Annotated in this window: 2 protein-coding genes; both read right to left on the bottom strand. The window is 65.2% G+C overall.

From position 1 onward, the window contains the following. Window positions 1-213: 213 nt before the first annotated feature. The gene (locus HX783_RS01760; RefSeq protein WP_177015727.1) at window positions 214-11,553 is read right to left on the bottom strand and encodes a non-ribosomal peptide synthetase; all 11,340 of its coding nucleotides are present in this window, start codon (window positions 11,551-11,553) and stop codon (window positions 214-216) included. Next, a complete protein-coding gene (locus HX783_RS01765; protein WP_177015728.1) occupies window positions 11,550-24,470 on the bottom strand; it encodes a non-ribosomal peptide synthetase in 12,921 nt (4,306 codons plus the stop codon). Before HX783_RS01765 ends, HX783_RS01760 begins: the two co-directional genes overlap by 4 nt. Window positions 24,471-24,672 lie beyond the last annotated feature (202 nt).

The raw sequence follows: 24,672 nt of genomic DNA on the forward strand, positions 1-24,672 counted from the left end.
AAGGATGGCCCATCGCGGCGGCCCACGCTCCAAAGCCGGAGTGAGGGCACACCGAGCCTAGGCGAGGTGCCGAGTGGTGGGGCGAGGACTTTTTGGTTACTTTTTGGTCCCTCAAAAAGTGACCCGCTGTAAGAGCGGAACCATAAGCCGCCGTTACCGCAGCAACGGATATGTACCCCAGACAGCTGCCACAGCTGAGTCCATCAAAGGCCATCAAGACACCACCTCCCCAATCACCACACCCTCAAGCCACCACCGCGACAACGCCACCACATTCGGCGCCTTGAGCAACGTAAAGTGATTCCCCGGCCCATACCAAACCTCCAACCCACTGCCCTGCCGCCGCCAGCCTTCAATCATCAACCCCTGCTCGCGCTGATTCCCGGCGGCATCCAGGGAAGGATCCTCCGCCAACACCAACCGCACCACACCGTGGTAACGCTGCTGCGGCCGATACACGGTGCGCAACGCCGCCGCATACGTGCGCGCCGGGCCGTCCATCGCGTCAACCGAGGCACGCCCCGGCAACAACCCCACCGCCACCATCCCCGCATGCAAGCCCGTGCGCTGCGCCACCTCATCACGCTCGGCAAAATCCACCAGGTCGATGCCCAGCGACTGCCCAGCCGCCAGCTGCATCGCCTCGATCAGGCGCAACAACGCCGCCGTCGTCGTGTAAGGCCGCCCCGCGCCGCCTGGCGCTTCACTGTCAATCACCGTCAACGACGCCACCTCACGGCCTTGCGCCTGCAACCGCAGCGCCAGCTCCAGCGCGACCCAGCCGCCAAACGAATGCCCTACCAGATGCACCGGCCCCTGGGGGCACTCCTGCGTCAGCGCCGCCAGATAACACTGCGCCGCCGCCTCCACCTGGCTATGGGGCACCGCCTCGCCATCCAGCCCGCGCGGCTGCAAGCCAAACAACGGCCAGTCACGCCCGAGTGCCTCGCTCAAGCCCACATAACCGGTAACGCTGTCCCCGGCCCCTGGCACACAGAACACCGGCGCATAGCCTGCTCGCCCACTCTGAATGCGCAACAGCGGTTGATGCGCCGCCTCGGTAACCGGCACACCCACCGCCAGCGCCTCAGACATCGCACGCCCCAACGCCTGGATATGCGGCGCCTGCATCATGCTCTGGTGATCGCCTGGCACTTCCACTTGGCGCAATTGCCCCGGTGCCAGCGCGTCCTCCCAACCCAGCGAAACACGACGGCGCGACAACTCGGTGGGCCGCTCCTGCGCGCTGAACAAATGCACCGCCACCGGCAGTGGGAACAGGCTGTAATGCGCCAGCGCATGCCCGTGCCCCACTTCACGCTGGATAAAACTCAAGAGGTCCGCGTCCGTCGCCGCCGCCATTTGCGCGTACAGCAGACCTTCATCGCGACAGCGTTGCAGCAAACCTGCAAAGTCCAGCTGTCCAATGCCCGCCTCCAGTTGTTCAAGGCTCGCCAGCTCATCCACACCTCCCTGTGCTTTCCAATACGCCGTGCACTGCAGCAGCAGATGCCGCTTGAGCGCATCCGGCCCGCTCCAGCGCGCCTTGCCCTGGTCGGTCATGCGCGGCACGTAACTGTCGATCAAACCGAGAAACGCCACCGGCTCATCCAGCCCCAGCAATTGCATCGCCACTTCATACGCCAACACCCCGCCAAACGACCAACCCGCCAGCCGGTACGGCCCATGAGGTTGCAGGCCACGAATCAACCCGACCAGGCGCGCTGCCAGGCCTTCCATGGTGTTCAGGTGCGACTCGCCAAGCGCCGCGCCCGGCAGGCCATAGATCGGGTAGTCACCGGGCAGGTGCTGGCCCAGCGCCGGAAAGTACACATCCATGCCGCTGAACTCGTGGACCAGAAACAGCGGCGGCTGCGAACCGCTGCTGCGCACGGTAATCACCGAACTGTCGCGCACCGGCTCATCCGTGCGCTGGTGCAGCATCGCGGCCACGGAGGCCACGCTGGCATGCTGGAACAGCTCCGCCAGCGACACCTGCAACCCCGCCTCTTCCAGCAGGTTGACCAGTCGAATCGCCAGCAACGAATGCCCACCCAGCTCGAAGAAGCTGTCATGCCGCCCGACCTGCTCCAGCTTCAACACCTCGGCCCACAGTTGCGCCAAGGTCTGTTCCAACGCATCGGCCGGCGCTTCGAAATCTCGCCGGTGCAACGCCTCCAGGGCCGGAACCGGTAAGGCTTTGCGGTCGATCTTGCCGTTGGCCGTCAGCGGCAACTGCTCAAGCGCTACATAGGCCGACGGCAGCATGTAATCCGGCAGTTGGCTGTGCAGATGGGCACGCACGCTGTCGACCTCTGCGGGTTCGCCCGCCCAGGTGAAATACGCCACCAGGCGCTTGTCACCCGGCACGTCTTCACGCGCCAGCACCACCACCTCCTGAATCCCCGCACAGGTCGCCAGGCGCGCCTCCACCTCGCCCAGCTCAATGCGGAAACCACGGATCTTGACCTGATCGTCATTGCGCCCGATGCACTCCAGCAAGCCCTGCGCCGTCCAGCGGCCAAGGTCGCCGGTGCGGTACATCAAGGCGCCTGGGTTGAGCGGGTCTTGCACAAATTTCTCGGCCGTCAGCTCGGGCCGGTTCAAATAACCCTTGGCCACGCCGTCGCCGCCGATGCAGATTTCACCGGTCACACCCACCGGCACCGGCTGCAGCTGCGCATCCAGTACATGGATTTGCGTGTTGGAGATCGGCCGCCCCACCGGCACGCTGTCGGCGCCTGCGGCAAGCGTGCGCACTTCATAAGTGGTGGCGTAGGTGGTGGTTTCCGTCGGCCCGTAGCAATGCACCAGACGCAACGCCGGTGCCTGGGCCAGCAGCGTACGGAACGCCGCCGGGTCGGCACGCTCGCCGCCGCACAGCAGGATGCGCAAGCCCGCCAGCGCCTCGGGAATCATCTGCACGTATTGGTTGAACAGCGCCGTGGTCACGAACAGCACCGTCGCGCCTTGCAGCGCAGTGCCAAAGGCGCGCGGGTCGAGCAAAGTCGCGTGGTCGATCACCTGCACCTGGCCGCCGTTGAGCAATGGGCCCCACACATCCATGGTGCTGGCGTCGAACGCCGGGTTGGAGGCGAAGGCCACGCGGTCGGCCGCATTGAAGTCGGCATAACCGTTGTTGAGCACCAGCCGCGTGATACCGCGATGCGGCACCAACACGCCCTTGGGCGTGCCGGTGGAGCCGGAGGTGTACATGATGTACGCCACGCTGTCCGAGGACTGCGACAAATCCGGGTTGTGGCTCGGTTGCGGGTCGAGGGTCAGGGTGTCGAGGGTAAGGGTGTCGAGGTCCAGGCGCTGTGCCGAGTACTCGACGACTGCCTCACTGCGGGTCAACAACAGGGCCGCGCCGCTGTCCTGCAGCATAAAACCCTGACGCTCGGCGGGCGCGTTGATATCCAGCGGCACATACGCCGCCGCGCACTTGAGCACGGCCAGCTGGCTGACCAGTAGATCCATAGAGCGCGGCAGCAGGATCGCCAGCGTGTCGGCGGGCCGCACGCCCAGGCTCAACAGGTGATGGGCCAGACGGTTGGCGCGGGTGTTCAATTCACCGTAGCTCCACGCCTGCTCGCCGTGCAGCACCGCCACGGCGTCAGGGCGCGCCAGCGCCTGGGCTTCAAACAGCCGCTGCACCGTGTGTTCACGGGGGAACGCACGGGCAGTCGCGTTGAACGCCGACAGCTGCTTACGCTCGGCAGCAGGCAGAATCGGCAAGCAACTGATCGCGCTTTCAGTGTTGTGCTCCAGCGCCTCAACCAATTGCTCCACGGCGACTTGCAAGTAGCCACACACACGCCGGGCGCCCTGCCCCGTGGCTTCCAGGCTGAAACCCTCACCGAGGTCATCGACACTCACCGACAACCCGTAATTGGTGTGTTCCTCGGTTTTCAGCAGTTGAATGCCCTGCCATGCCTCGGCCACGCCGCCCTGTTGCGGCGCGCTGTGACGGTAGTTGAACAGCACGTTAAACAACGGCGTGGCCACCGGCACCGCGCTGCAGCGCTGAGCCAGGGCCAGCGGTGCATGCTCATGGCTGAGCAGTTGGGTCAGGCGCGCATGGGTGGCGCGCAATGCGCTACGCACCGACTGCTCACCCAGGTCGACGCGCAACGGCAAGGTGTTGATGAATACGCCCATGGCCCGCTCGGCGCCTTCGCCACCTTGCAGGCGGCCGAGCATCACGGTGCCGAACACCACCTGCTCGCGGCCGCTGACTTTGCCCAACACCTGCGCCCAGGCCAAGTGCATCAGGCTGGCGGCACTCACACCCGCATGGCGCGCCTGGGTGCGCAGGCGCTGGCTCAACTGCGGGTCAATCGGCAGATGCGCCTGTTCATCGACGCCCAGGTTGTCGACAGTGGTCGGCTCGTCAATCTCACCCAGCATTTCGCGGAAGAACGCTTCGTGGTCGTCTGCACCCAAGCGGGTCTGGGCGACGTAATTGCGATACGGCACCGCCGCACCCAACTCACCCTCACGACCGAGCAGGAACGCCTGCATTTCATGCTGCAGGATATCCAGCGCGATGTGGTCCATCACCAGGTGATGGAACAGCAACGTCGCCACCACACGCTGCGGCTCTTGCACATAAACCAGGCGCATCAGCGGCGCTTGAGCCAGGTCTAGACGCTCCGGCAACGGGCCGGTTTCGACGCTCAGCCTGGCCTCCCGCCAAACCACCTGCACCGGCTCTTGCAGGCCATCCCAATGGAACGATGTGCGCAGCACGTCATGGCGCTGGATCACCGCCTGCAATGCACGGGCGAACGCCTCCAGGCGCAACTGGCTGTCGAAGGCAAACTGCGCCTGCAACAGGTACGCATCGCCGGTCGCTACGGCCCGATGGTGATAGAGAATGCCGGCCTGCAACGGCGCCAGCGGGTAGATGTCCTGCACATTCGCCGCGCCGCCAGGGATGCAGGCGACGAGTCGGTCGATGGCCGCCTGGTCCAGTTGAATCAATGGCAGCATGGCCGGCGTGATCTGCGTGCAGTCGGCGGCAATGCCATTGGCCGGCACCGCCACTTCGCGACCGCCGCCCAGTGCCGCCGCCAGGGCCGAGAGTGTCGGCTGGCCAAACAGCACCTTCACATCCGCCGACAACCCGAGCCGACGCATACGCCCCATCAAGCTGACGGCCAGCAACGAGTGCCCGCCCAGCTCGAAGAAGTTGTCGTGACGGCCTACGCGTTCCACATTGAGCAACTCGGCCCAGAGGCTGGCCAAGGCAATTTCCGTGTCGCCCTGGGGCGCTTCGTATTCGCGTACCACCACCGAATCCAGCCCCGGTTCGGGCAAGGCCTTACGGTCGAGTTTGCCGTTGGGGCTCAGCGGCAACGCGTCGAGATGCACGAAGATCGCCGGCACCATAAATTCCGGCAAGTGCTGCAGCAGATGGCTGCGCAGCGCGTCGATGTCGCTGTGTACGCCGGTGTAATACGCCACCAACCGTTGCTCGCGGGCGACCACGGCGGCTTCATTGACCGACGGGAACTCGGTCAGCCGCGCCTGGATTTCCCCCAGTTCAATGCGCAAGCCACGGATCTTCACCTGATCATCATTGCGCCCCAGGTACTCGAGAGTGCCGTCCGGCAAATAGCGCCCGACGTCACCGGTGCGGTACATGCGCCCCTGGGTAAACGGGTCATCGAGGAAACGTTCGGCAGTCAGCTCCGGCCGGTTCAGATACCCGCGCGCCACTTGCACGCCACCAATAAACAGCTCACCGACCACGCCCAGCGGTACCGGCTGCAACTGGCTGTCGAGCACGTACATGCGCGTATTGGCGATGGGCTTGCCGATTGGCGTGTTGTCCGGCACGTCAATGCCTGCGCAATTCCACGCAGTAACGTCGACGGCGGCCTCGGTCGGCCCATACAGGTTATGCAACTCAGTGCCCGGCAACTGCTGCTTGAAGCGCCGCACCAGGCTGCCCGGCAAGGCTTCACCGCTGCACATCACGCGCACCAGCCCGGCTGCCTGGCTCACATCGCCATGGGCGAGGAATACGTCGAGCATCGACGGTACAAAGTGCAGCGTGGTGATCTGTTCGGCCTCGATCACATCGCACAGGTACTCCGGTTCTTTATGCCCGCCCGGGCGCGCCATCACCAGGCGTGCGCCGGTGAACAGCGGCCAGAAGAATTCCCACACCGACACGTCGAAGCTGAACGGGGTTTTCTGCAGCACTGAGTCGTGCGCCGTGAGGCCGTATTCGTCCTGCATCCACAGCAGGCGGTTGACCACGCCACGGTGTTCGTTGATCACACCCTTGGGCTGCCCGGTTGAGCCCGAGGTGTAGATGACATACGCCGCCACGCCCGCTACGTCGGGGTTGTCGACGGGTTGCTGCTGCCAGCAAGGCCCGTCCAGATCGACCACCGGCACCGCGCCAAGCAACTCGCGCGTAGCACCCTGGGCCAGCACCACAACCGGCGCACTGTCCTCCAGCATGTAGGCCAGGCGGTCCAGCGGGTACGCCGGGTCCAGCGGCACATAGGCGGCGCCGGCCTTGAGAATCGCGTACAGCCCGACCACCATCCCAAGGCCACGCTCCACGCAGATCGCCACCCGTGAATCCGCCTGCACGCCCAGCGCCAGCAGGTGATGGGCCAACTGGTTGGCCTGTGCGTTGAGTTCGGCATAGGTCAGTTGCTGCGTGCCCGCCTTGACGGCAATCGCGTCCGGCGTGCGCTGCACCTGCGCTTCGAACATACCGTGCAAGGTCTGGTCGAGGTTGTAGTTCACTTCGGTGGCGTTGAAATCCACCAGCAGGTGCTGGCGCTCACGCTCATCCAGCAGCGGCGCATGCGCAAGCACCGCCTGGTCGTTATCCACCATCGCCTGCAACACGCGGGTGAAATAGCCGACGTAGCGCTGCACGGTCGACTGATCAAACAAGGCCAACGCATATTCGAGCGCGCCGAGAATACTGCCCTGCACTTCGCCGAGGTTCAGCGACAAATCGAATTTGGCAAAGTGGCTGTTCTCGACAATGCCTTCCAAGGCCAGGTCGCCCAACGCCAGGGTCGGCGCGCTGCTGTCCTGCCAGCTCAAGAGGGTCTGGAACAACGGGCTATGGGCCAGGCTGCGCACCGGCCGGGTGATTTCCACCACTTGTTCGAACGGCAGGTCCTGATGGGCCTGGGCTTGCAGCGTCAGCGCCTTGACCCGCGCCAACAGCGCCTCGGTGCTCAACTCGCCCGAGGTGTCGATGCGCACCGCCAGGGTGTTGACGAACAAGCCGATCAGCCCTTCGACTTCGCTGCGCGTGCGGTTGGCCACCGGCGAGCCGATCACCAGGTCCGACTGCCCGGACAGCCGCGCCAGCAATGCGGCCCAGGCCGTCATCAAGGTCATGTACAGCGTGGTGCCATGGCGTTGGCTCAAGGCCTTGAGCCCAGCGGTCAGGCGTTCATCCAGGCGCACTTCGACGCTGCTGCCGGCGTAGTCCTGTTGCGCAGGCCGTGGTCGGTCGGTGGGCAAGGCGAGCAAGGCCGGCGCACCCGCCAGGGCGGTTTGCCAATAGCTGCTCTGGCGCTGCAACACTTCACCGCTGAGCCACAAACGCTGCCACACGGCGAAGTCGCCGTACTGGATCGCCAGCGCCGGCAACGGGTCAGGCAGGCCATGGCTGAAGGCTTGGTACAACGCCATCAGCTCGCGGGTCAGCACGCCCATCGACCAGCCATCGGAGACGATATGGTGCAAGGTCAGCAACAGCACATGGTGATCGTCGGCCATCACCACCAGACGCCCACGCAGCAACGGGCCGCGCTCCAGGTCGAACGGTGCCGAGGCTTCGCCGTGGATCAAGGCGTCCAGCGCCTGCTGCGGTTGCGGGTGGCGGCGCAGGTCCTGCACTTGCAGCGGCAGCACGTCTTCGGCGGGCACGATCAGCACCTTGGCGTCGTCGCCGTGCTGGGCGAAGCGACTGCGCAGGGTTTCGTGACGCGCGACGATACGCGCCAGCGCCCGTTGCAGCGCCTCGACGTGCAACTGCCCACGCAGGCGCAGGCCGATAGGAATGTTGTAGGCGGTATTGGCGCCTTCCATCAGCGCCAGGAACCACAGGCGCTGCTGGGCGAACGACAACGGCACATCGTCCTCACGGTTGGCCGGCAGAATATCCGGCAAGGTGCTGCGCCCGGATTGGGCCAGCACTTCAGCCACGGCCGCCAGCTCGGCATTCGCAAACAGGTCGCCGAGGATCAACTCGACACCCAGGCGCTGGCGCACTTGGGAAACCATGCGCATCGCCAGCAGCGAGTGGCCGCCCAGTTCGAAGAAATGGTCGCGACGCCCGACGCGCGCGACGTGCAGTACATCGGCCCAGATCTGCGCCAATACGCTTTCGATCTCGCACTGGGGCGCTTCGTACTCGCGGGTAAAGACGGCGGCCATGTCCGGCGCCGGCAAGGCCTTGCGGTCGAGCTTGCCATTGGCGGTGAGCGGCAACGCCTCGAGCTTCACGTAGGCAACCGGGACCATATAGTCCGGCAGGTGCGCCACCAGGTGGGCGCGGATATCACCGACCGCCAGCGGGTCGAGCTGCGGGTTTTCAGTGAAGTACGCCACCAGCCGCTCTTCACGCACCAACACCACGGCTTCCTGAATGCCGGGCAACTGGTTGAGCTGGGTTTCGATTTCGCCCAATTCGATGCGCACGCCACGGATCTTCACCTGGTCGTCGTTACGCCCCAAATACTCAATGTTGCCGTCCGGCAGCCAACGCGCGAGGTCGCCGGTGCGGTACATGCGGCCCGCATTGAACGGGTCTTGCAGGAAGCGTTCGGCGGTCAGCTCCGGGCGGTTCAAGTAACCACGGGCCACGCCCTTGCCGCCCACATACAGCTCACCGGCCACACCCAACGGCACCGGCCGCTGCTGCTCATCCAGCAGGTACACCGTGGCATTCGCGATGGGTTTGCCGATGTGCAACGGCTGGCCCGCCTCGACCTTGCCGGAGGTGGCGACCACGGTGGCCTCCGTCGGGCCGTAGTTGTTAATCAGCTCGAAACGCTGGGCGCGCGCGAACTGGCGCAGGCGATCACCGCCGATCAGCAAGGTGCGCAACGTCGGGTGTTCGATCTGTTGGCTGAAAGCGTACTCGGCCACCGGCGTGGGCAAAAAGCACACGTCCAACGGTTGCGCGCACCACCAGGCAAGCAAGGCGTCGATGTCTTCGGCACCGTCGTTGGCCGGTGGCAGGTGCAAGGTCGCGCCCACACACAACGCCGGCCACACTTCCCAGGCCATCGCATCAAAGCCGAACCCGGCGACGCTGGCCGTGTGGCGCCCGGCGCACAGGTCAAAGGCGCGGCAATGCCAGTCGACCAGGTTGGCCACGGTGTGGTGCTCGACCATCACGCCTTTGGGCAGGCCGGTGGAGCCGGAGGTGTAGATCACATAGGCGAGGTTCGAAGGCGTGACATTGACCCTGGGGTTGCTCGCCGAGTGGTGCTGCCAGGTGAAACGGTCCAGGTCTATCACCGGCACGTCCAGCGCGGGCAGGCGCTCCAGCAGCGACTGCTGGGTCAGTACGGCTACCGGCGCGCTGTCGGTCAGCAGGTAATTCAGGCGCTCGGCCGGGTGCGACGGGTCAACCGGCACGTAGCAGGCGCCGGCCTTGAGAATCGCCAGCAGCCCGGCCAGGGTGTCGAGGCCACGGCGGGCGACGATGGCCACGCGGTCGTCGGGCTTCACCCCCAGCGCCAGCAGGTGATGGGCCAGCAGGTTGGCTTGCTGGTTCAGCTCGGCGTAGGTCAGCTGCCGGCCTTGGAAGACGGCGGCGATGGCGCTGGGCGTGCGTGCCGCCTGGGCCTCGATACGCGCGTGCAGCGTGGTGCTCTGGGGGAACTCGGCGTGGGTTGCGTTGAACTGCTCCAGCAGCTGTTGTTGCTCGGCGGCAGGCAGCACCGACACCTGCTTGAGCGCGGTGTTAGGCGCCTGCTCGAGGGCCGTCACCAGGTTTTCCAGGGCGGTTTGCAAATACGCGCAGACGCGCTGCGGGTCCACCTGGGTGGTGGCCAGCAGGCGCAGGATAAAGCCGTCGCCCACGTCATCAACGCTGAGGGTCAGCGGGTAGTTGGTGCGCTCATCGGAGCGCAGCGTCTCAATACCGCGCCAGGCCGCCACCGCTTCGCTGCCGGTGCCGGTGCCGCTGTGGCGATAGTTGAGCAAGGCGCTGAACAGCGGCGTCGGCGCCACCACCCCACTGCAACGTTGCGCCAAAGCCAGGGGCGCATGTTCATGGCGCAACAGGCTGGTCAGGCGCACATGGGTCGCCTTGATGCCGGCGCGCAGGTCTTCGCTGCCCACGTCCACCCGAAACGGCAAGGTGTTGATGAAGATGCCCAAGGCCCGCTCGGTGTCGTGCCCACCCTGCATGCGCCCCATCAGCACGGTGCCGAACACCACCTGGGATTTGCCCGCCAGCACGCTGAGCACCTGGGCCCAGCCGAAGTGGAACAGGCTGGCGACGCTCACGCCCAACAGGCGAGCCTGCACGCGCAGGCGCTGGTTGAGGCTGGCCGCCAGCGGCCAGTCGAGTTCGGTGATATCGCGCCCGTCGCCCTGCACATCCTGCAAGCCAAACGGCAGGGTCGGCTCGACCACATCGCCGAGCATCTGCTGGAAAAACGCCTCGTGCTGCTGCTCGCTGACACCCAGCCGCGCCTGGGCCACGTAATTGCGAAACGGCACCGCGTCCCCCAATTGCGCCGCGTGGCCCTGCAAGAATGCCTGCATTTCATGCCGCACCACTTCCAGGGCACTGTGGTCCAGGGCCATGTGATGAAACAGCAGCATGGCGACGATGCGCTGGCGCGCCGGGTCTTGCGCCCACGCCAGGCGCAGCAACGGCGCCTGGGTTACGTCGAGGCGAAAATGCCGGGCATCGAAACGCTCGTGGAGCTGCGCGGCGATGTCGCCGTCGGCCGGGTCCAGCTCAACCTTCAGCACCGGCAAGCGCGCCGTGCGCCACACCACTTGCGAGGGTTGCTGCAAACCGTCCCAGACCACGCCGGTGCGCAGGATGTCGTGGCGCTCGATCACGCCTTGCAACGCCTGGGCAAACGCCTCGAAGCGCTCGACACAGTCGAAGGCGAACTGCGACTGCATCACGTAAGGGTCACCGTGCTCGGCGCTGACATGGTGAAAGAGAATGCCTTCCTGCAACGGCGCCAGCGGGTAAATATCCTGGATGTTCGCCACACCGCCGTCGACGGTGGCAACGATGCGGTCGATCTCGTCCTGGCTCAGCGTCGACAGCGTCAGCATGCCCGGCGTAATGCTTACGGCGCCCACCGGTATGCCATTGGCCGGTACCTCGACGTTGCCCGCCTTGGTCGCCGAATACTCGCCGGCCTTGATCAACTCGATCAGCGCCGGCTTATGCTCACGCAACGCGGCGAGGATCGCCGGGTCACTCAAGGCTTGTTTGTTACCTTGCACCGACAACTGCTCGCCCTTGAGCGCCAGTTGGATGTCCTCTGTTTTCAGCGTCGCCAACAGCTCAAAAATGCTCACAGGACGATCTCCATTCGTTCAGTTATGGCGGCGTAGCCGGCCAGGGTCGGCTGCTCGAACAGCGCCCGCACATCGCATTCCATGCCTTCCTGGCGCAGGCGCCCGATCAAGCTCACGGCCAGCAGCGAGTGCCCGCCCAGTTCAAAGAAATTATCATCACGACCGACCCGCTCCACCTTGAGCAGTTCGGCCCAGAGCCTGGCCAGGAGGATTTCGGTGTCGCCTTGCGGCGCCACGTATTCACGCACGATCAGCGCTTCCATGCCCGGCGCAGGCAAGGCCTTACGGTCGAGCTTGCCGTTGGGGCTCAGGGGCAGCGCATCGAGGTGCATGAACAGTGCGGGCACCATGAAGTCTGGCAAGTGCCGCAGCAAATGGGCGCGCAAGTGTTCGATGTCGGTGTGCGTGCCGGTGTAATAGGCGATCAGTCGGTCATCGCGGGCCACCACGGCGGCTTCGTTGACCTGCGCATGCTCCAGCAGCCGCGCCTGGATTTCACCCAGCTCGATGCGCAAGCCACGGATCTTCACCTGGTCATCGTTACGGCCCAGGTATTCGATATTGCCGTCGGGCAAATAGCGGCCGATGTCACCGGTGCGGTACATCCGCCCCTGGCTGAACGGGTCATTGAGGAAGCGTTCGGCCGTCAGCTCGGGACGGTTCAGGTAACCCCGCGCCACTTGCACGCCTCCGATAAACAACTCGCCGACCACACCCAAAGGCACCGGTTGCAATTGTGTATCCAGCAGGTACATCCGCGTGTTGGCGATCGGCTTGCCGATCGGCGTGTTGTCCGGCACCTCAGGGCGCGCGCAGTTCCACGCGGTCACATCCACCGCTGCTTCGGTCGGGCCATACAAGTTGTACAGGCCGATCCCTGGCAATTGTTGCTTGAAGCGTCGCACCAGGCTGCCCGGCAGGGCTTCGCCGCTGCACATTACGCGCACCAGCCCGGCCGCCTGGCTCACATCGCCATGGGCCAGGAATACCTCCAGCATCGACGGTACAAAGTGCAGCGTGGTGATGTGCTCGGCTTCGATCACTGCGCACAGGTACGCCGGGTCTTTGTGCCCGCCCGGACGCGCCATCACCAAGCGCGCGCCGGTGAACAGCGGCCAGAAGAACTCCCACACCGACACGTCGAAACTGAACGGGGTTTTCTGCAACACCGCGTCTTGGGCGTTAAGGCCATAGGCGTCCTGCATCCACAGCAAGCGATTGACCACCCCGGCGTGTTCGTTGATCACGCCTTTGGGCTGGCCGGTGGAGCCGGAGGTGTAGATCACGTAGGCCTGATGCTGAGCCGTGAGGCCCGCCACCTGCGGATTGCTTGCGGGCTGGTGCTGCCAGGTGCTGTGATCAAGGTCGATCACCGGCACATTACCCAGCAATGCGCGGGTGGCGGCTTGGGCCAGCACCAGCACGGGCGCACTGTCTTGCAGCATGTAGGCGATGCGATCTTGGGGATAGGCCGGGTCCAGCGGCACATAACCGCCCCCGGCCTTGAGAATGGCAAACAGGCCGACAACCATGTCCACACCGCGCTCGACGCAGATGCCCACGCGCGAATCCGGCAGCACACCGCACTCACGCAGGTGGTGGGCCAGGCGGTTGGCGCTGGCATTAAGCTGGGCGTACGTCAGCTGTTGCTCGCCGGCCGTCACCGCCAGTGCATCCGGCGTGCGCAGTACCTGCGCCTCGAACAGGCCGTGCAGGGTCTGGTCAAGGTCGTAGTCGACTTGCGTGGCATTGAAGTCGACCAGCAGGTGTTGACGCTCCTGCGCCTCCAGCACCGGCAGGCGGTTGACCGGCAGCTGCGGCGCCTGCTCCAGCGCCTCGACCAGGCCTTGCAGCGTCACCTGCATAAAGCCGCAGATGCGCTGCGCACCGATCTGGACCGGCGTCATCGCGGTCAGGCGGAAGCCGTCGCCCTGATCGTCCACGTTCAGCGTCAGCGGGTAGTTGGTGCGCTCCTCGCTGGCCAGGGTCTGGATGCCCTGCCACGCTTCGGACACGGCAGCCTGTTGGCTGTCGCTGTGACGATAGTTGAGCATGGCGCTGAACAACGGCTGCGGCGCGGCGACGCCACTGCACCGCTGGGCCAGGGCCAAGGAGGCGTGTTCATGGCCAAGCAATGCAGTCAGGCGCGCATGGGTGTGCTTGACCGCGGTGCGCACACCGCTCGCGTCGATATCCACCCGCAGCGGCAAGGTGTTGATGAACATGCCCAGCGCGCGGTCGCTGCCTTTGCCGCCTTGCATGCGGCCGAGCAACACGGTGCCGAACACCACGCTTTCCTGGCCGGCGGTGCTCGCCAACACGCGCGCCCAAGCCAGGTGGAACAGGCTGGCGGCACTCACCCCGAGCACGCGCGCCTGGGCCCGCAGGCGCTGGTTGAGGGCCGGCGGCAAGTACTGCTGCACCTCTTCGATAGCCGTGCCGTCGCCGCGCACATCCTGCAGACCAAACGGCAGGGTCGGCTCGCTGATGTCACCGAGCATCTCGCGGAAGAACGCTTCATGGGCCTGTTCGCTGACACCCAAGCGCGCCTGGGCCACGTAGTTGCGGTAAGGCGTGGCCTCACCGGCAAGCGGCGCCTGACCGAGCAAGCTGGCCTGCATTTCAAGGCGCACACCGTCGAGCGCGGTGTGATCCAGGGCAATGTGGTGGAACAACAGGATGGCGACCACCCGGTGTTGCGCCGGGTCCTGGGCATACACCAGGCGTACCAGCGGCGCCTCGGCCATCGACACGCGCAAGTGACGCGGGTCGAAGCGCTGGTGCAATTGCTCGATCACATCGCCTTCAAGCGAGACTTCCTGCACCGCCAGCTGCGCCTGGCGCCACACCACTTGCAGCGGTTGCGCCAGGCCTTCCCAGACCACGCCGGTGCGCAGGATGTCATGCCGGTTGATCACCTGTTGCAACGCCTGGGCAAAAGCGTTCAGGCGCTCGACGCTGTCGAAGGCCAGGTGCGATTGCAGCAGGTACGGGTCGCCGCTTTCGGCGGTGATGTAGTGGTAGAGAATGCCTTCCTGCAGCGGTGCCAGCGGATAGATGTCCTGCACGTTGGCCGCGCCACCGGGCACGCCGGCAACCACTTGATCAATCGTCGACTGGTCGAGATCGACCAAAGGCAACATATCCGGGGTGATGCGCTGGCAGTCGGCGGCGATACGGTTGGCCGGCACTTGCACTTCCAGGCCACTGCCCACGGCGGCGGCCAGGGCAGCCACTGTTGGTTGGCCGAACAGCACGCGCACGTCACAGCTGAGGCCGACCTGGCGCATGCGTTCGATCAGGCTCACGGCCAACAACGAATGGCCGCCCAGCTCGAAGAAGTGGTCATGGCGACCGACCTGCTCAACCTGCAGCACCTCGGCCCAGATCCGCGCCAAGGTGGTTTCCACCTCGCCTTGCGGCGGCGCATAGTCGCGGCTCAGCAACGCAGCTTGATCAGGTTGCGGCAGGGCCTTGCGGTCGAGCTTGCCGTTGGCGGTCAGCGGCAGCGCATTGAGTTTGACGTAGGCCACCGGCACCAGTGCCTCGGGCAATTGTTCTTGCAGTTGTGCACGCAGGGTTTCAATCGCCAGCGGGTATGTTTCAGTGAACCAGGCGACCAGCCGGCCCTCGCGCACCAACACCACGGCTTCAGCGACGCCGTCCAATGCCGCCAGGCGGCTTTCGATTTCGCCGAGTTCGACGCGTACGCCGCGCACTTTGACTTGGTCGTCGTTACGACCGAGGTACTCGATATTGCCGTCGGGCAACCAGCGCACCAGGTCGCCGGTGCGGTACATGCGCCCGCTGTTGAACGGGTCTTGCAGGAAGCGTTCGGCGGTCAAATCGGCGCGGTTCAAATAGCCCCGCGCCACGCCGCTACCGCCCACGTACAGCTCACCGGCAACACCCACCGGCACCGGGCGCAACTGCGCATCCAGCACGTACACACTGGCATTCGCGATAGGCCGGCCGATATGCAGCGCCTGCCCGGCGCGCACGCGGCCAGAGGTGGCAACCACCGTGGCCTCGGTCGGCCCGTAGTTGTTGATCACCGCAAAGCGCCGCTCGTGGGTGAATTGACGCAGGCGATCGCCGCCGATCAGCAGGATGCGCAAGGTCGGATGCTGCAGGTTCTGACTGAACGCGTATTCAGCCACTGGCGTGGGCAGGAAGCTCACGTCCAGTGGCTGCGCCAGCCACCAGGCGAGCAGTTCGTCGATGTTTTCATTGCCGACCTGGGCAGGCGGCAGGTGCAGGATGGCGCCTGCGCAGAGTGCCGGCCAGACTTCCCAGGCCATGGCGTCGAAGCCAAACCCGGCGACGCTGCTGGTGTGGCTGCGCGCATCCAGGCCGAAGGCCTCGCAATGCCAGTGCACCAGGTTTTCCACGGTGCGGTGTTCCACCATCACGCCTTTGGGTTGGCCGGTGGAGCCGGAGGTGTAGATCACATAGGCCAGGTGCGCCGGGGTCAGGCTCGCCAATTGCGGGTTGCCGACAGACGGGTGCAGCAAGCGTGCGTCGAACAGGTCAACGGTGGCCTGCGTACCCAATAGATCACGGGTGCTTGGCTCAGCCAGTACCGCGACCGGCGCGCTGTCCTGCAGCAGGTAGGCGATACGCTCGGCGGGGTAAGCCGGGTCGATGGGCACGTAGCCCGCGCCGGCCTTGAGAATCCCCAGCAGCCCGACCAGCATCTGCGGGCCACGGCGACAGCAGATAGCCACGCGGTCATCCGGCTGCACGCCGAGCGCCAGCAGGTGATGGGCCAACTGGTTGGCGCGCTGATTGAGTTGCTGATAGGTCAGGACTTCGCCGTCCTGTTGCACGGCAATCGCGTGGGGCTGACGTTCGACCTGGGCTTCGAAGGCACCGTGCACGGTGAACCCGGTGGGGAAATCCGCAGCGGTCGCATTGAACTCACGCAACAGGGTTTCGCGTTCTGCCGGAGGCAAAATCGGCAGGTGATTCAGCCCGGTGTTTGTCGAGTTTTCCAATGCCGCGACCAGTTGCTCCACGGCGCTGTGCATGTAGCCACACAGGCGCTGGGCGCCGATCTGCGGCAGCGCCAGCACGCTCAGGCCAAAGCCTGCGCCGCCACAGCCTGCGCCATAGTCGTCGACGCTGAGGGTCAGCGGGTAGTTGCTGCGTTCTTCGCCGCCCAACAGTTGCACGCCCTCCCAGATGCCGTGGCCATCGCGGGCCATTTCGCCGGGGCTGCTGTGGCGGTAATTGAGCAACGCGCTGAACAACGGCACCGTCGTCGGCACCCCGCTGCAACGCTGGGCGAGTGCCAGGGACGCATGCTCGTGACCGAGCAGTGCGCTCAAGCGCGCATGGGTGGCCTTGACCGCGACGGCGGCGCCAGCAGCCACGTCGACACGCAGCGGCAAGGTATTGATGAACATGCCCAACGCGCGGTCGGCGCCCTCACCGGCCTGCATGCGGCCCATGAGTACGGTGCCGAACACCACATCATCACGCCCGGCGACCAGCCCCAACACTTGCGCCCAGGCCAGGTGCATCAGGCTGGCTGCGCTGACGCCCAGCGCCCGCGCCTGTTCACGCACACGCACGGCCAGTGCCGCGTCCAGGTGCAGCTCGGCCTCTTCGATATCGCGGCCATCGCCCTGCACATCCTGCACGCCAAACGGCAAGGTCGGTTCATCGACCTCGGCGAGCATGTCGCGGAAGAACTGCTCATGCTCGGCCACGCTCACACCAAGGCGAGCCTGGGCGACATAGTTGCGGAACGGCGCCGCCTCTGGCAATGCATCCGCCTGGTTGAACAGAAACGCGCGCATCTCCTGGCCGACCACTTCCATGGCGGTGTGGTCCAGCGCCAGGTGATGAAACAACAGGATCGCCGCAACCCGATTATTCGCCGGGTCCTGGGCGTAAACCATGCGCAGCAGCGGCGCCTGGGTGATGTCCAGGCGATAGTGACGGGCATCAAAACGCTCGTGCAGTTGTTCGATAATGCCGCCATCGGCCGGGTCCAGCGTCACCGCCTGTACGACCAGCTGCGCGTCGCGCCAGACCACTTGCACCGGGCTGTCGAGGCCTTCCCAGACCACGCCGGTGCGCAGGATGTCGTGACGCGCCACCACCTGTTGCAGTGCACCCATAAAGGCGTGCAAGCGTTCCAGGCTGTCAAACGCCATGCGCGATTGCAGCAGGTACGGGTCGCCCTGTTCGGCGCTGATATGGTGATAAAGAATGCCTTCCTGCAACGGCGCCAGCGGGTAGATATCCTGCACATTGGCAGCGCCGCCGGGGACGTTGGCGACGATGCGGTCGATAGCCGTCTGGTCGAGCTGCACCAGGGTCAACATCGACGGCGTGATGTGCGTGCAACCCGCTGGAATGCCATTGGCCGGCACCACAATTTCGCGGCCACTGCCGACTGCCGCCGCCAGCGCCGCCAGGCTTGGCTGGTTGAACAACACGCGCACGTCACAGCTCAGGCCGACCTGGCGCATGCGTTCAATCAGGCTGACGGCCAGCAACGAATGCCCGCCCAACTCAAAGAAGTGATCATGACGCCCGACGCGTTCCAGCTTGAGCACGTCCTGCCAGATCTGCGCCAGCAGGGTTTCCACTTCGCCTTCCGGCGCCTCGTAGCCACGGCTGAGCAACGCGCTCTGGTCCGGCACCGGCAGGCCCTTGCGATCGAGCTTGCCGTTGGCGGTCAGCGGCAGCAGCTCCAGCCACACATAGGCCGACGGCACCATGTAGTCCGGCAACTGCCCTTGCAGGTGAGCGCGCAGTGCTTGGATATTCAACGCAGCCTGGGCGGTGTAGTACGTCACCAGGCGCTTGTCGCCCGGCTCGTCTTCGCGGGCCAGCACCACGGCGTCTTTCACGCCAGGGAAGGCGGCCAGGCAGCTTTCGATTTCGCCGGGCTCAATGCGGAAACCGCGAATCTTCACTTGCAGGTCATTGCGTCCCTGGTACAGCAATGTGCCGTCGGCCTGCCAACTGGCCAGGTCGCCGGTGCGGTACAGCAGGCCTTCGCCGAAGGGGTTCGGGATAAACTTTTCAGCGGTCAATTGCGGCTGGTTCAAGTACCCCTTGGCCACACCCGCGCCGCCGATATACAGCTCGCCGACCACGCCCAGCGGCAGCGGTTGCTGACGCGCGTCGAGCACATAGGCCTGGGCATTCGCAATCGGTCGGCCAATCGGAATGCCGCCCTCGCCCAGCGCGGTGATTTCAAAGGTGGTGGAGAACGTGGTGGCTTCGGTCGGCCCGTAGCCATTGAGCAGATGCTGGGGTTTGCCGTGCTTGAGCACGCGGCCGATCACCTGCGGGTCGAGCACGTCGCCGCCGACGATCAGGTAGCGCAGTTGGCGGAACACCGGCAGCAACGCATCGGCGTATTGTTGGAACAGACCCGCCGTCATCCACAACACGCTGACGGCTTGCTCTTGCAACAGCGCGGCAAACGCCGCCTGGGACAGCAACACCGCATGCTCGACCACCACCACACAACCGCCATTGAGCAACGGCGCCCACACGTCGAGGGTGCTGGCATCGAACGCCGGGTTGGAGGCAAAGGCTACGCGGTCGCGGTCGTTGAAATCGGCGTAGCCGTTGTTCAGCACCAGCCGCGAGACGGCGCGGTGCGGTACTTGCACGCCTTTGGGCGCGCCAGTGGAGCCGGAGGTGTACATGATGTACGCCACGCTTTGCGAAGACTGGGCCAAGTCGGGGTTGCGGGGTGACTGCGCGTCCAGGTTCAGGTCGGCCAGGGTATTGAGGACACGATGCGCGCCGCTGTCTTGCACGATAAAGGCTTGGCGCTCGAGCGGGGCATTGACGTCCAGTGGCACATACACTGCTGCGCACTTGAGGATCGCCAGTTGGCACACGAGTAAATCCAGTGAACGTGGCAGTGCAATCGCCACGCTTTCGCCGGGCTGCACACCTTGATTGATCAGGTGATGGGCCAGGCGATTGGCGCGACGATTGAGGTCGCGATAACTCAAGGACAAGGCGCCATGCACCGCCGCCACAGCTTCGGGGCGCGCCAGGGCCTGGGCTTCGAACAGCTGGTGCACGGTGAGCTGCGACGGGTATTCGCGGGCGGTGGCGTTGAAGTCCACCAGCAGTTGGTGGCGCTCGCCTGCCGGCAGAATCGATACCGCCTGCAAGGCCGTGGTCGGCGCTTGCTGCAACGCAGCCACCAGATGGCCCAGCGCGGTGAGCATGTAGCTGCCCACGCGCTGTACATCCACGCTGGCCACGCCTTGCACCGTCAGCGCAAAGCCGCTGCCCAGGTCATCGACGTTGAGCACCAGCGGGTAGTTGCTGCGCTCTTCGGAGCTCAGAATCTCGATACCGGACGCCGCAAACGGGCTGTCGCCCGGCGCCTCACCCGGCGCACTGTGACGGTAATTGAGCAAGGTGCTGAACAACGGCAGCGAACCCGGTACGCCACTGCAACGCTGGGCCAGTGACAGCGAGGCGTGTTCATGCCCAAGCAACTGCGCCAGGCGCGCGTGGGTGGCGCGCACGCCGGCTTGCACGCTGACGGCACCGAGGCTGACGCGCAACGGCAAGGTGTTGATGAACATCCCCAGCGCGCGGTCCGCGCCCTCGCCGCCCTGCATGCGGCCCAGCAACACGGTGCCGAACACCACGTCTTGCTGGCCGGAGACTTGCGCCAACACCTGCGCCCAGGCCAGGTGCACCAGGCTGGCGGTGCTCACGCCCAGTTGCCGCGCTTGTTCACGCAGGCCGTGGCTGAGTGCCGGCTCCAGTGGCAAATGCGCTTCGACGATGCCGCTGCCGTCACCATTCACGTCCTGCAAACCGAACGCCAGCGTCGGCTCATCGATGTCGCCGAGCATGTCGCTGAAAAAGGCTTCGTGTTGTGCCTGCGTGACACCCAGGCGCGCCTGGGCCACGTAATTGCGGTACTGCACCGCGTCCGGCAACTGCGCGCCTGTGCCGGCCAGGCTGGCGCTCATTTCTTCGACCAGCACTTGCAAGGCGGTGTGATCGAGCAGGATATGGTGCAGCAGCAGAATGCCGACATAGCCGCCCGGCTGCGCGGCGTAGCCAAAATGCATCAGCGAGGCGCGCGACAGGTCGAGGCGATAGTGACGCGGGTCGAAGCGTTGTTGCAGCTGCGCCAGCGCGTCAACGCCGTGCACGTCGATGCGCTCGACCGCCAACGGCGCCTGGCGCAACACCACTTGCACCGGCTCATCCAGGCCTTCCCAGAGAATGCTGGTGCGCAGGATGTCATTGCGTTCAATCACGCTGTGCAGCGCGCGGATAAACGCGTCCACCGCCGTCTGGTCGGCGAAGCTGAACTGCACCTGCAGCACGTAGGGATCGCCCTCGGTGGTTGCCAGGTGATGGTAAAGAATGCCCGCCTGCAACGGCGCCAGGCCGTAGATGTCCTGCACATTCGCGATGCCACCGGGCACGCTGTTGACGATATGGTCGATCGCGGCCTGGTCCAGCGTCACCAGCGGCAGCATGTCCGGCGTGATCTGAGCGCTCGTCGCGCTGATCAGGTTGGCCGGCACCTGCACTTCCTGCTGCCCGCCTACCGCCGCCGCAAGCGCAGCCAGTGTAGGCTGGCCGAACAGCACGCGAACATCGGCGCTCAGGTCCACCTGGCGCATGCGCTCGATCAGTTTGACCGCCAGCAGCGAGTGGCCGCCGAGTTCGAAGAAGTTGTCGTCACGGCCGACCTTGTCGAGCTTCAACAGCTCCTGCCAGATAGCCGCGATGGCGGTTTCCACCGCGCCTTGCGGTGCCGCGTAGCCACGTCGGGCCAATGCATCGGCATCCGGTGCGGGCAAGGCCTTGCGGTCGAGTTTGCCGTTGGTGGTGAGCGGGAATGTATCCAGCAGCACGAAGGCGCTGGGCACCATGTACTCGGCCAGGCTCAGCAGCAAGTGGTCGCGCAATTCGGCAGCCCCGAGTTCACGCTCGGCAATCACGTAGGCCACCAGGCGTTTGTCACCCGGTTGGTCTTCACGGGCGATGACCACGGCGTCACGCACGCCATCGGCGGTGGCCAGGCGGGCTTCGATTTCGCCCAGTTCGATACGGAAACCGCGGATCTTCACCTGGTCGTCATTTCGGCCCAGGTACTCGACGCTGCCGTCCGCCAGCAGGCGCCCGAGGTCACCGGTCTTGTACATGCGCAGGCCGGTGGCCGGGTCGGCCAGGAAGCGTTCGGCATTCAGTTCGTCGCGGTTGAGGTAACCACGCGCCACCCCGGCGCCGCCGACGTACAGCTCACCCACCACGCCCATCGGCAGCGGCTCGCGGCGCTCGTCGAGCACGTACAGTTGCAGGTCGGGAATACGCACGCCAATCGGGCTGACGCCCACCAGTTGCGCGTCCGCCGCCTCCAGCGCGCGGTAGGTGACGTGCACGGTGGTTTCGGTGATGCCGTACATGTTGACCAGCTGCGTACCGGCGTTGATGGCGCGGGCGTACCACGGCTTGAGCATGCCGGGCTCAAGGGCTTCGCCGCCAAAAATCACCTGGCGCAACGAATGCGACTGGCTGCTTTGCGCCGCGATCAGTTGGCGGAACGCACTGGGCGTCTGGTTGAGGATGCTCACACCGGCTTCGCAGATCAGCGCGTAACACTCATCCGGCGAACGGCTGACCAGTTGCGGCACGATCAGCAATTGGCCGCCGTGCATCAGCGCGCCCCAGATTTCCCAGACCGAGAAGTCGAACGCAAAAGAATGGAACAGCGCCCACACGTCGTTGCTGTTGAAGCCGAACCAGTGCTGGGTGGCGGTGAACAGCCGCGCAACTTGGCGGTGTTCGATCATTACGCCTTTGGGCAGGCCGGTGGAACCCGAGGTGTAAATCACATAAGCCAGGTTGGCCGGGCTGAGTTGAATGCGAGGGTTGACGATGGACTCGCCGCGCAGGCTGTTGAGGTCGATCTGGGCCAAGTCGCCCACCAAGTGGCGGGTGTTGGCTTGCACCAGTACGGCCAGCGGCTCGCTGTCGGCCAGGGTGTAGGCGATGCGCTCCAGCGGGTACGCCGGGTCAATCGGCACGTAGCCCGCGCCAGCCTTGAGGATACCCAGCAGGCCGATGATCATCTCCGGGCCGCGCTCTACGCAGATGGCCACGCGATCATCCGCGCGCACGCCTTGGGCCAGCAGGCGGTGGGCGACCTGGTTGGCGCGTTCGTTGAGTTGGCGGTAGGTCAGGCGCTGATTGTTGAAGCGCAAGGCAATGGCTTCAGGCTGGGCGGCGGCGTGGGTTTCGACGTGCTGGTGGATCAGTGCGGTGTCGGCGTAGTGCGTGGAGCTTTGGTTGAGGCTGTGCAGCAGGTGGTGGCGCTCGGTGTCAGGCAGGATGGTCAGGCCGCTCAGCGGCTGATCCGGTCGCTGCTCCAGGGCATCGGCCAGGCTGTGCAGCGCGGTCTGCAGGTAGCCGGCGACACGTTGCGCGCCAATGCTCGCGTCGACCATGACGGTCAGCGCGAAGTCTTCGCCCAGGTCGTCGACGTTGACGGTCAGCGGGTAGTTGGTGCGCTCCTCGGCGCCCAGCACCTGAATGCCTTCAGCAACGTCGATGACCGCGGCCATATCGGTGGCGGCGCTGTGACGGTAGTTGAGCATCGCGCTGAACAGCGGCGTCGGCGCGGCCACACCACTGCAACGCTGGGCCAAGGCCAGGGACGCATGTTCGTGGTTGAGCAAGGTGGTAAGGCGTTCATGGGTGGCCTTGACTCCAGCGCGCACGCCCTGTTCGCCCACGTCCACGCGCAGCGGCAAGGTGTTGATGAACATGCCCAAGGCGCGTTCACCGCCCTCGCCTGCGCCCATGCGGCCGAGCATCACGGTGCCGAACACCACGGCGTCACGGCCGGACACCACCCCCAAAACGCGCGCCAGCGCCAGGTGCATCATGCTCGCCACGCTCACGCCGAGGGGGCGTGCCAGGCTGCGCAGACGACGGCTCAAGCGGCTGTCGACGGCGACGCGCGCCTCATCAATGCCCTGCCCGTCGCCTTGCACATCCTGCAAACCGAACGGCAAGGTCGGCTCATCGATATCCGCGAGCATCTCGCGGAAGAATGCCTCGTGGGCCTGCTCACTGACGCCATGGCGCACCTGGGCAATGTAACTGCGGAACGCGACCGGCTCAGCGGCCTGGGCCTGCTCGCCGGCCAGGTACAGCTGGATTTCGTGGCGCACCACGTCGAGGGCGGTGTGGTCGAGGATGGTGTGGTGAAACAGCAGCATCGCCACCACGCGTCTGTTGACCGGGTCGTCGGCAAACACCAGGCGCAGCAGCGGCGCCTGGCCCAGGTCCATGCGGTAAGTGCGCGCGTCGTAGCGCGCCAGCAGCTGGGCGAGCAAGTCGCCGCCGTTGAAGTGCGCCTCGTCGCAGGCCAGCGTCGCCTTGCGCCACACCACTTGCAGCGGCTCGTCGAGGCGTTCCCAGGCCATGGACGTGCGCAGGATATCGTGGCGATCAATCACCCACTGCAGCGCTTGCGCGAAGGCCTCGAAGCGGGTGCGGCTGTCGAACACAAACTGCGCGTGCAGCACGTAAGGGTCGCCCTGCTCCGCCGAAAGATGGTGGTAGAGCATGCCTTCCTGCAGCGGCGCCAGCGGGTAGATGTCCTGCACATTCGCCGCACCGCCGGGGATGGCGGCGACGATGCGGTCGATGGCCGGCTGGTCGAGGTTGACCAGCGCCAGCATGTCCGGGGTGATGCGATACGCCGGGCTCAGCCAGTCACCGCCCTGGGCGGCCACCCATTCAAGCAAGCGCGGCTTGTGCGCGATCAGTTGATCCCACAGCGCGTCGTCCAGCGCTTCATCGTCGCCGAGGATGATCAGGTCGCCTTCTTCCAGTTGCAGACGGATCGCGTGAGTGGAAATCGCTGCCAATAATTCGCTGAACTGCATGGGGTAACCTGCCTGATAAGTCACGGTGGAGGAGAAAATCCGTTTTCAGCTGCCGTTTTGGATCGGGTGTGCTGGGCGCCGCTAAAAAGCAGGCGCAGCCGCAAGCCTGGAGAGGCTTCCGGCAGGCTTGGAAAATTAAGGGATTTGGCAGGCGGGGGGTGACATGGGAAGCGGGGACAAGCGGGAATCAGGCAACGTTCAG

It is taken from the genome of Pseudomonas sp. D2002 (assembly GCF_013385735.1).
Lineage (GTDB): Bacteria > Pseudomonadota > Gammaproteobacteria > Pseudomonadales > Pseudomonadaceae > Aquipseudomonas.

What these genes read in the sequence shown, in the direction of transcription:
- HX783_RS01765 (WP_177015728.1), bottom strand. Translation starts at nt 24,470, where the DNA reads ATGCAGTTCAGCGAATTATTGGCAGCGATTTCCACTCACGCGATCCGT.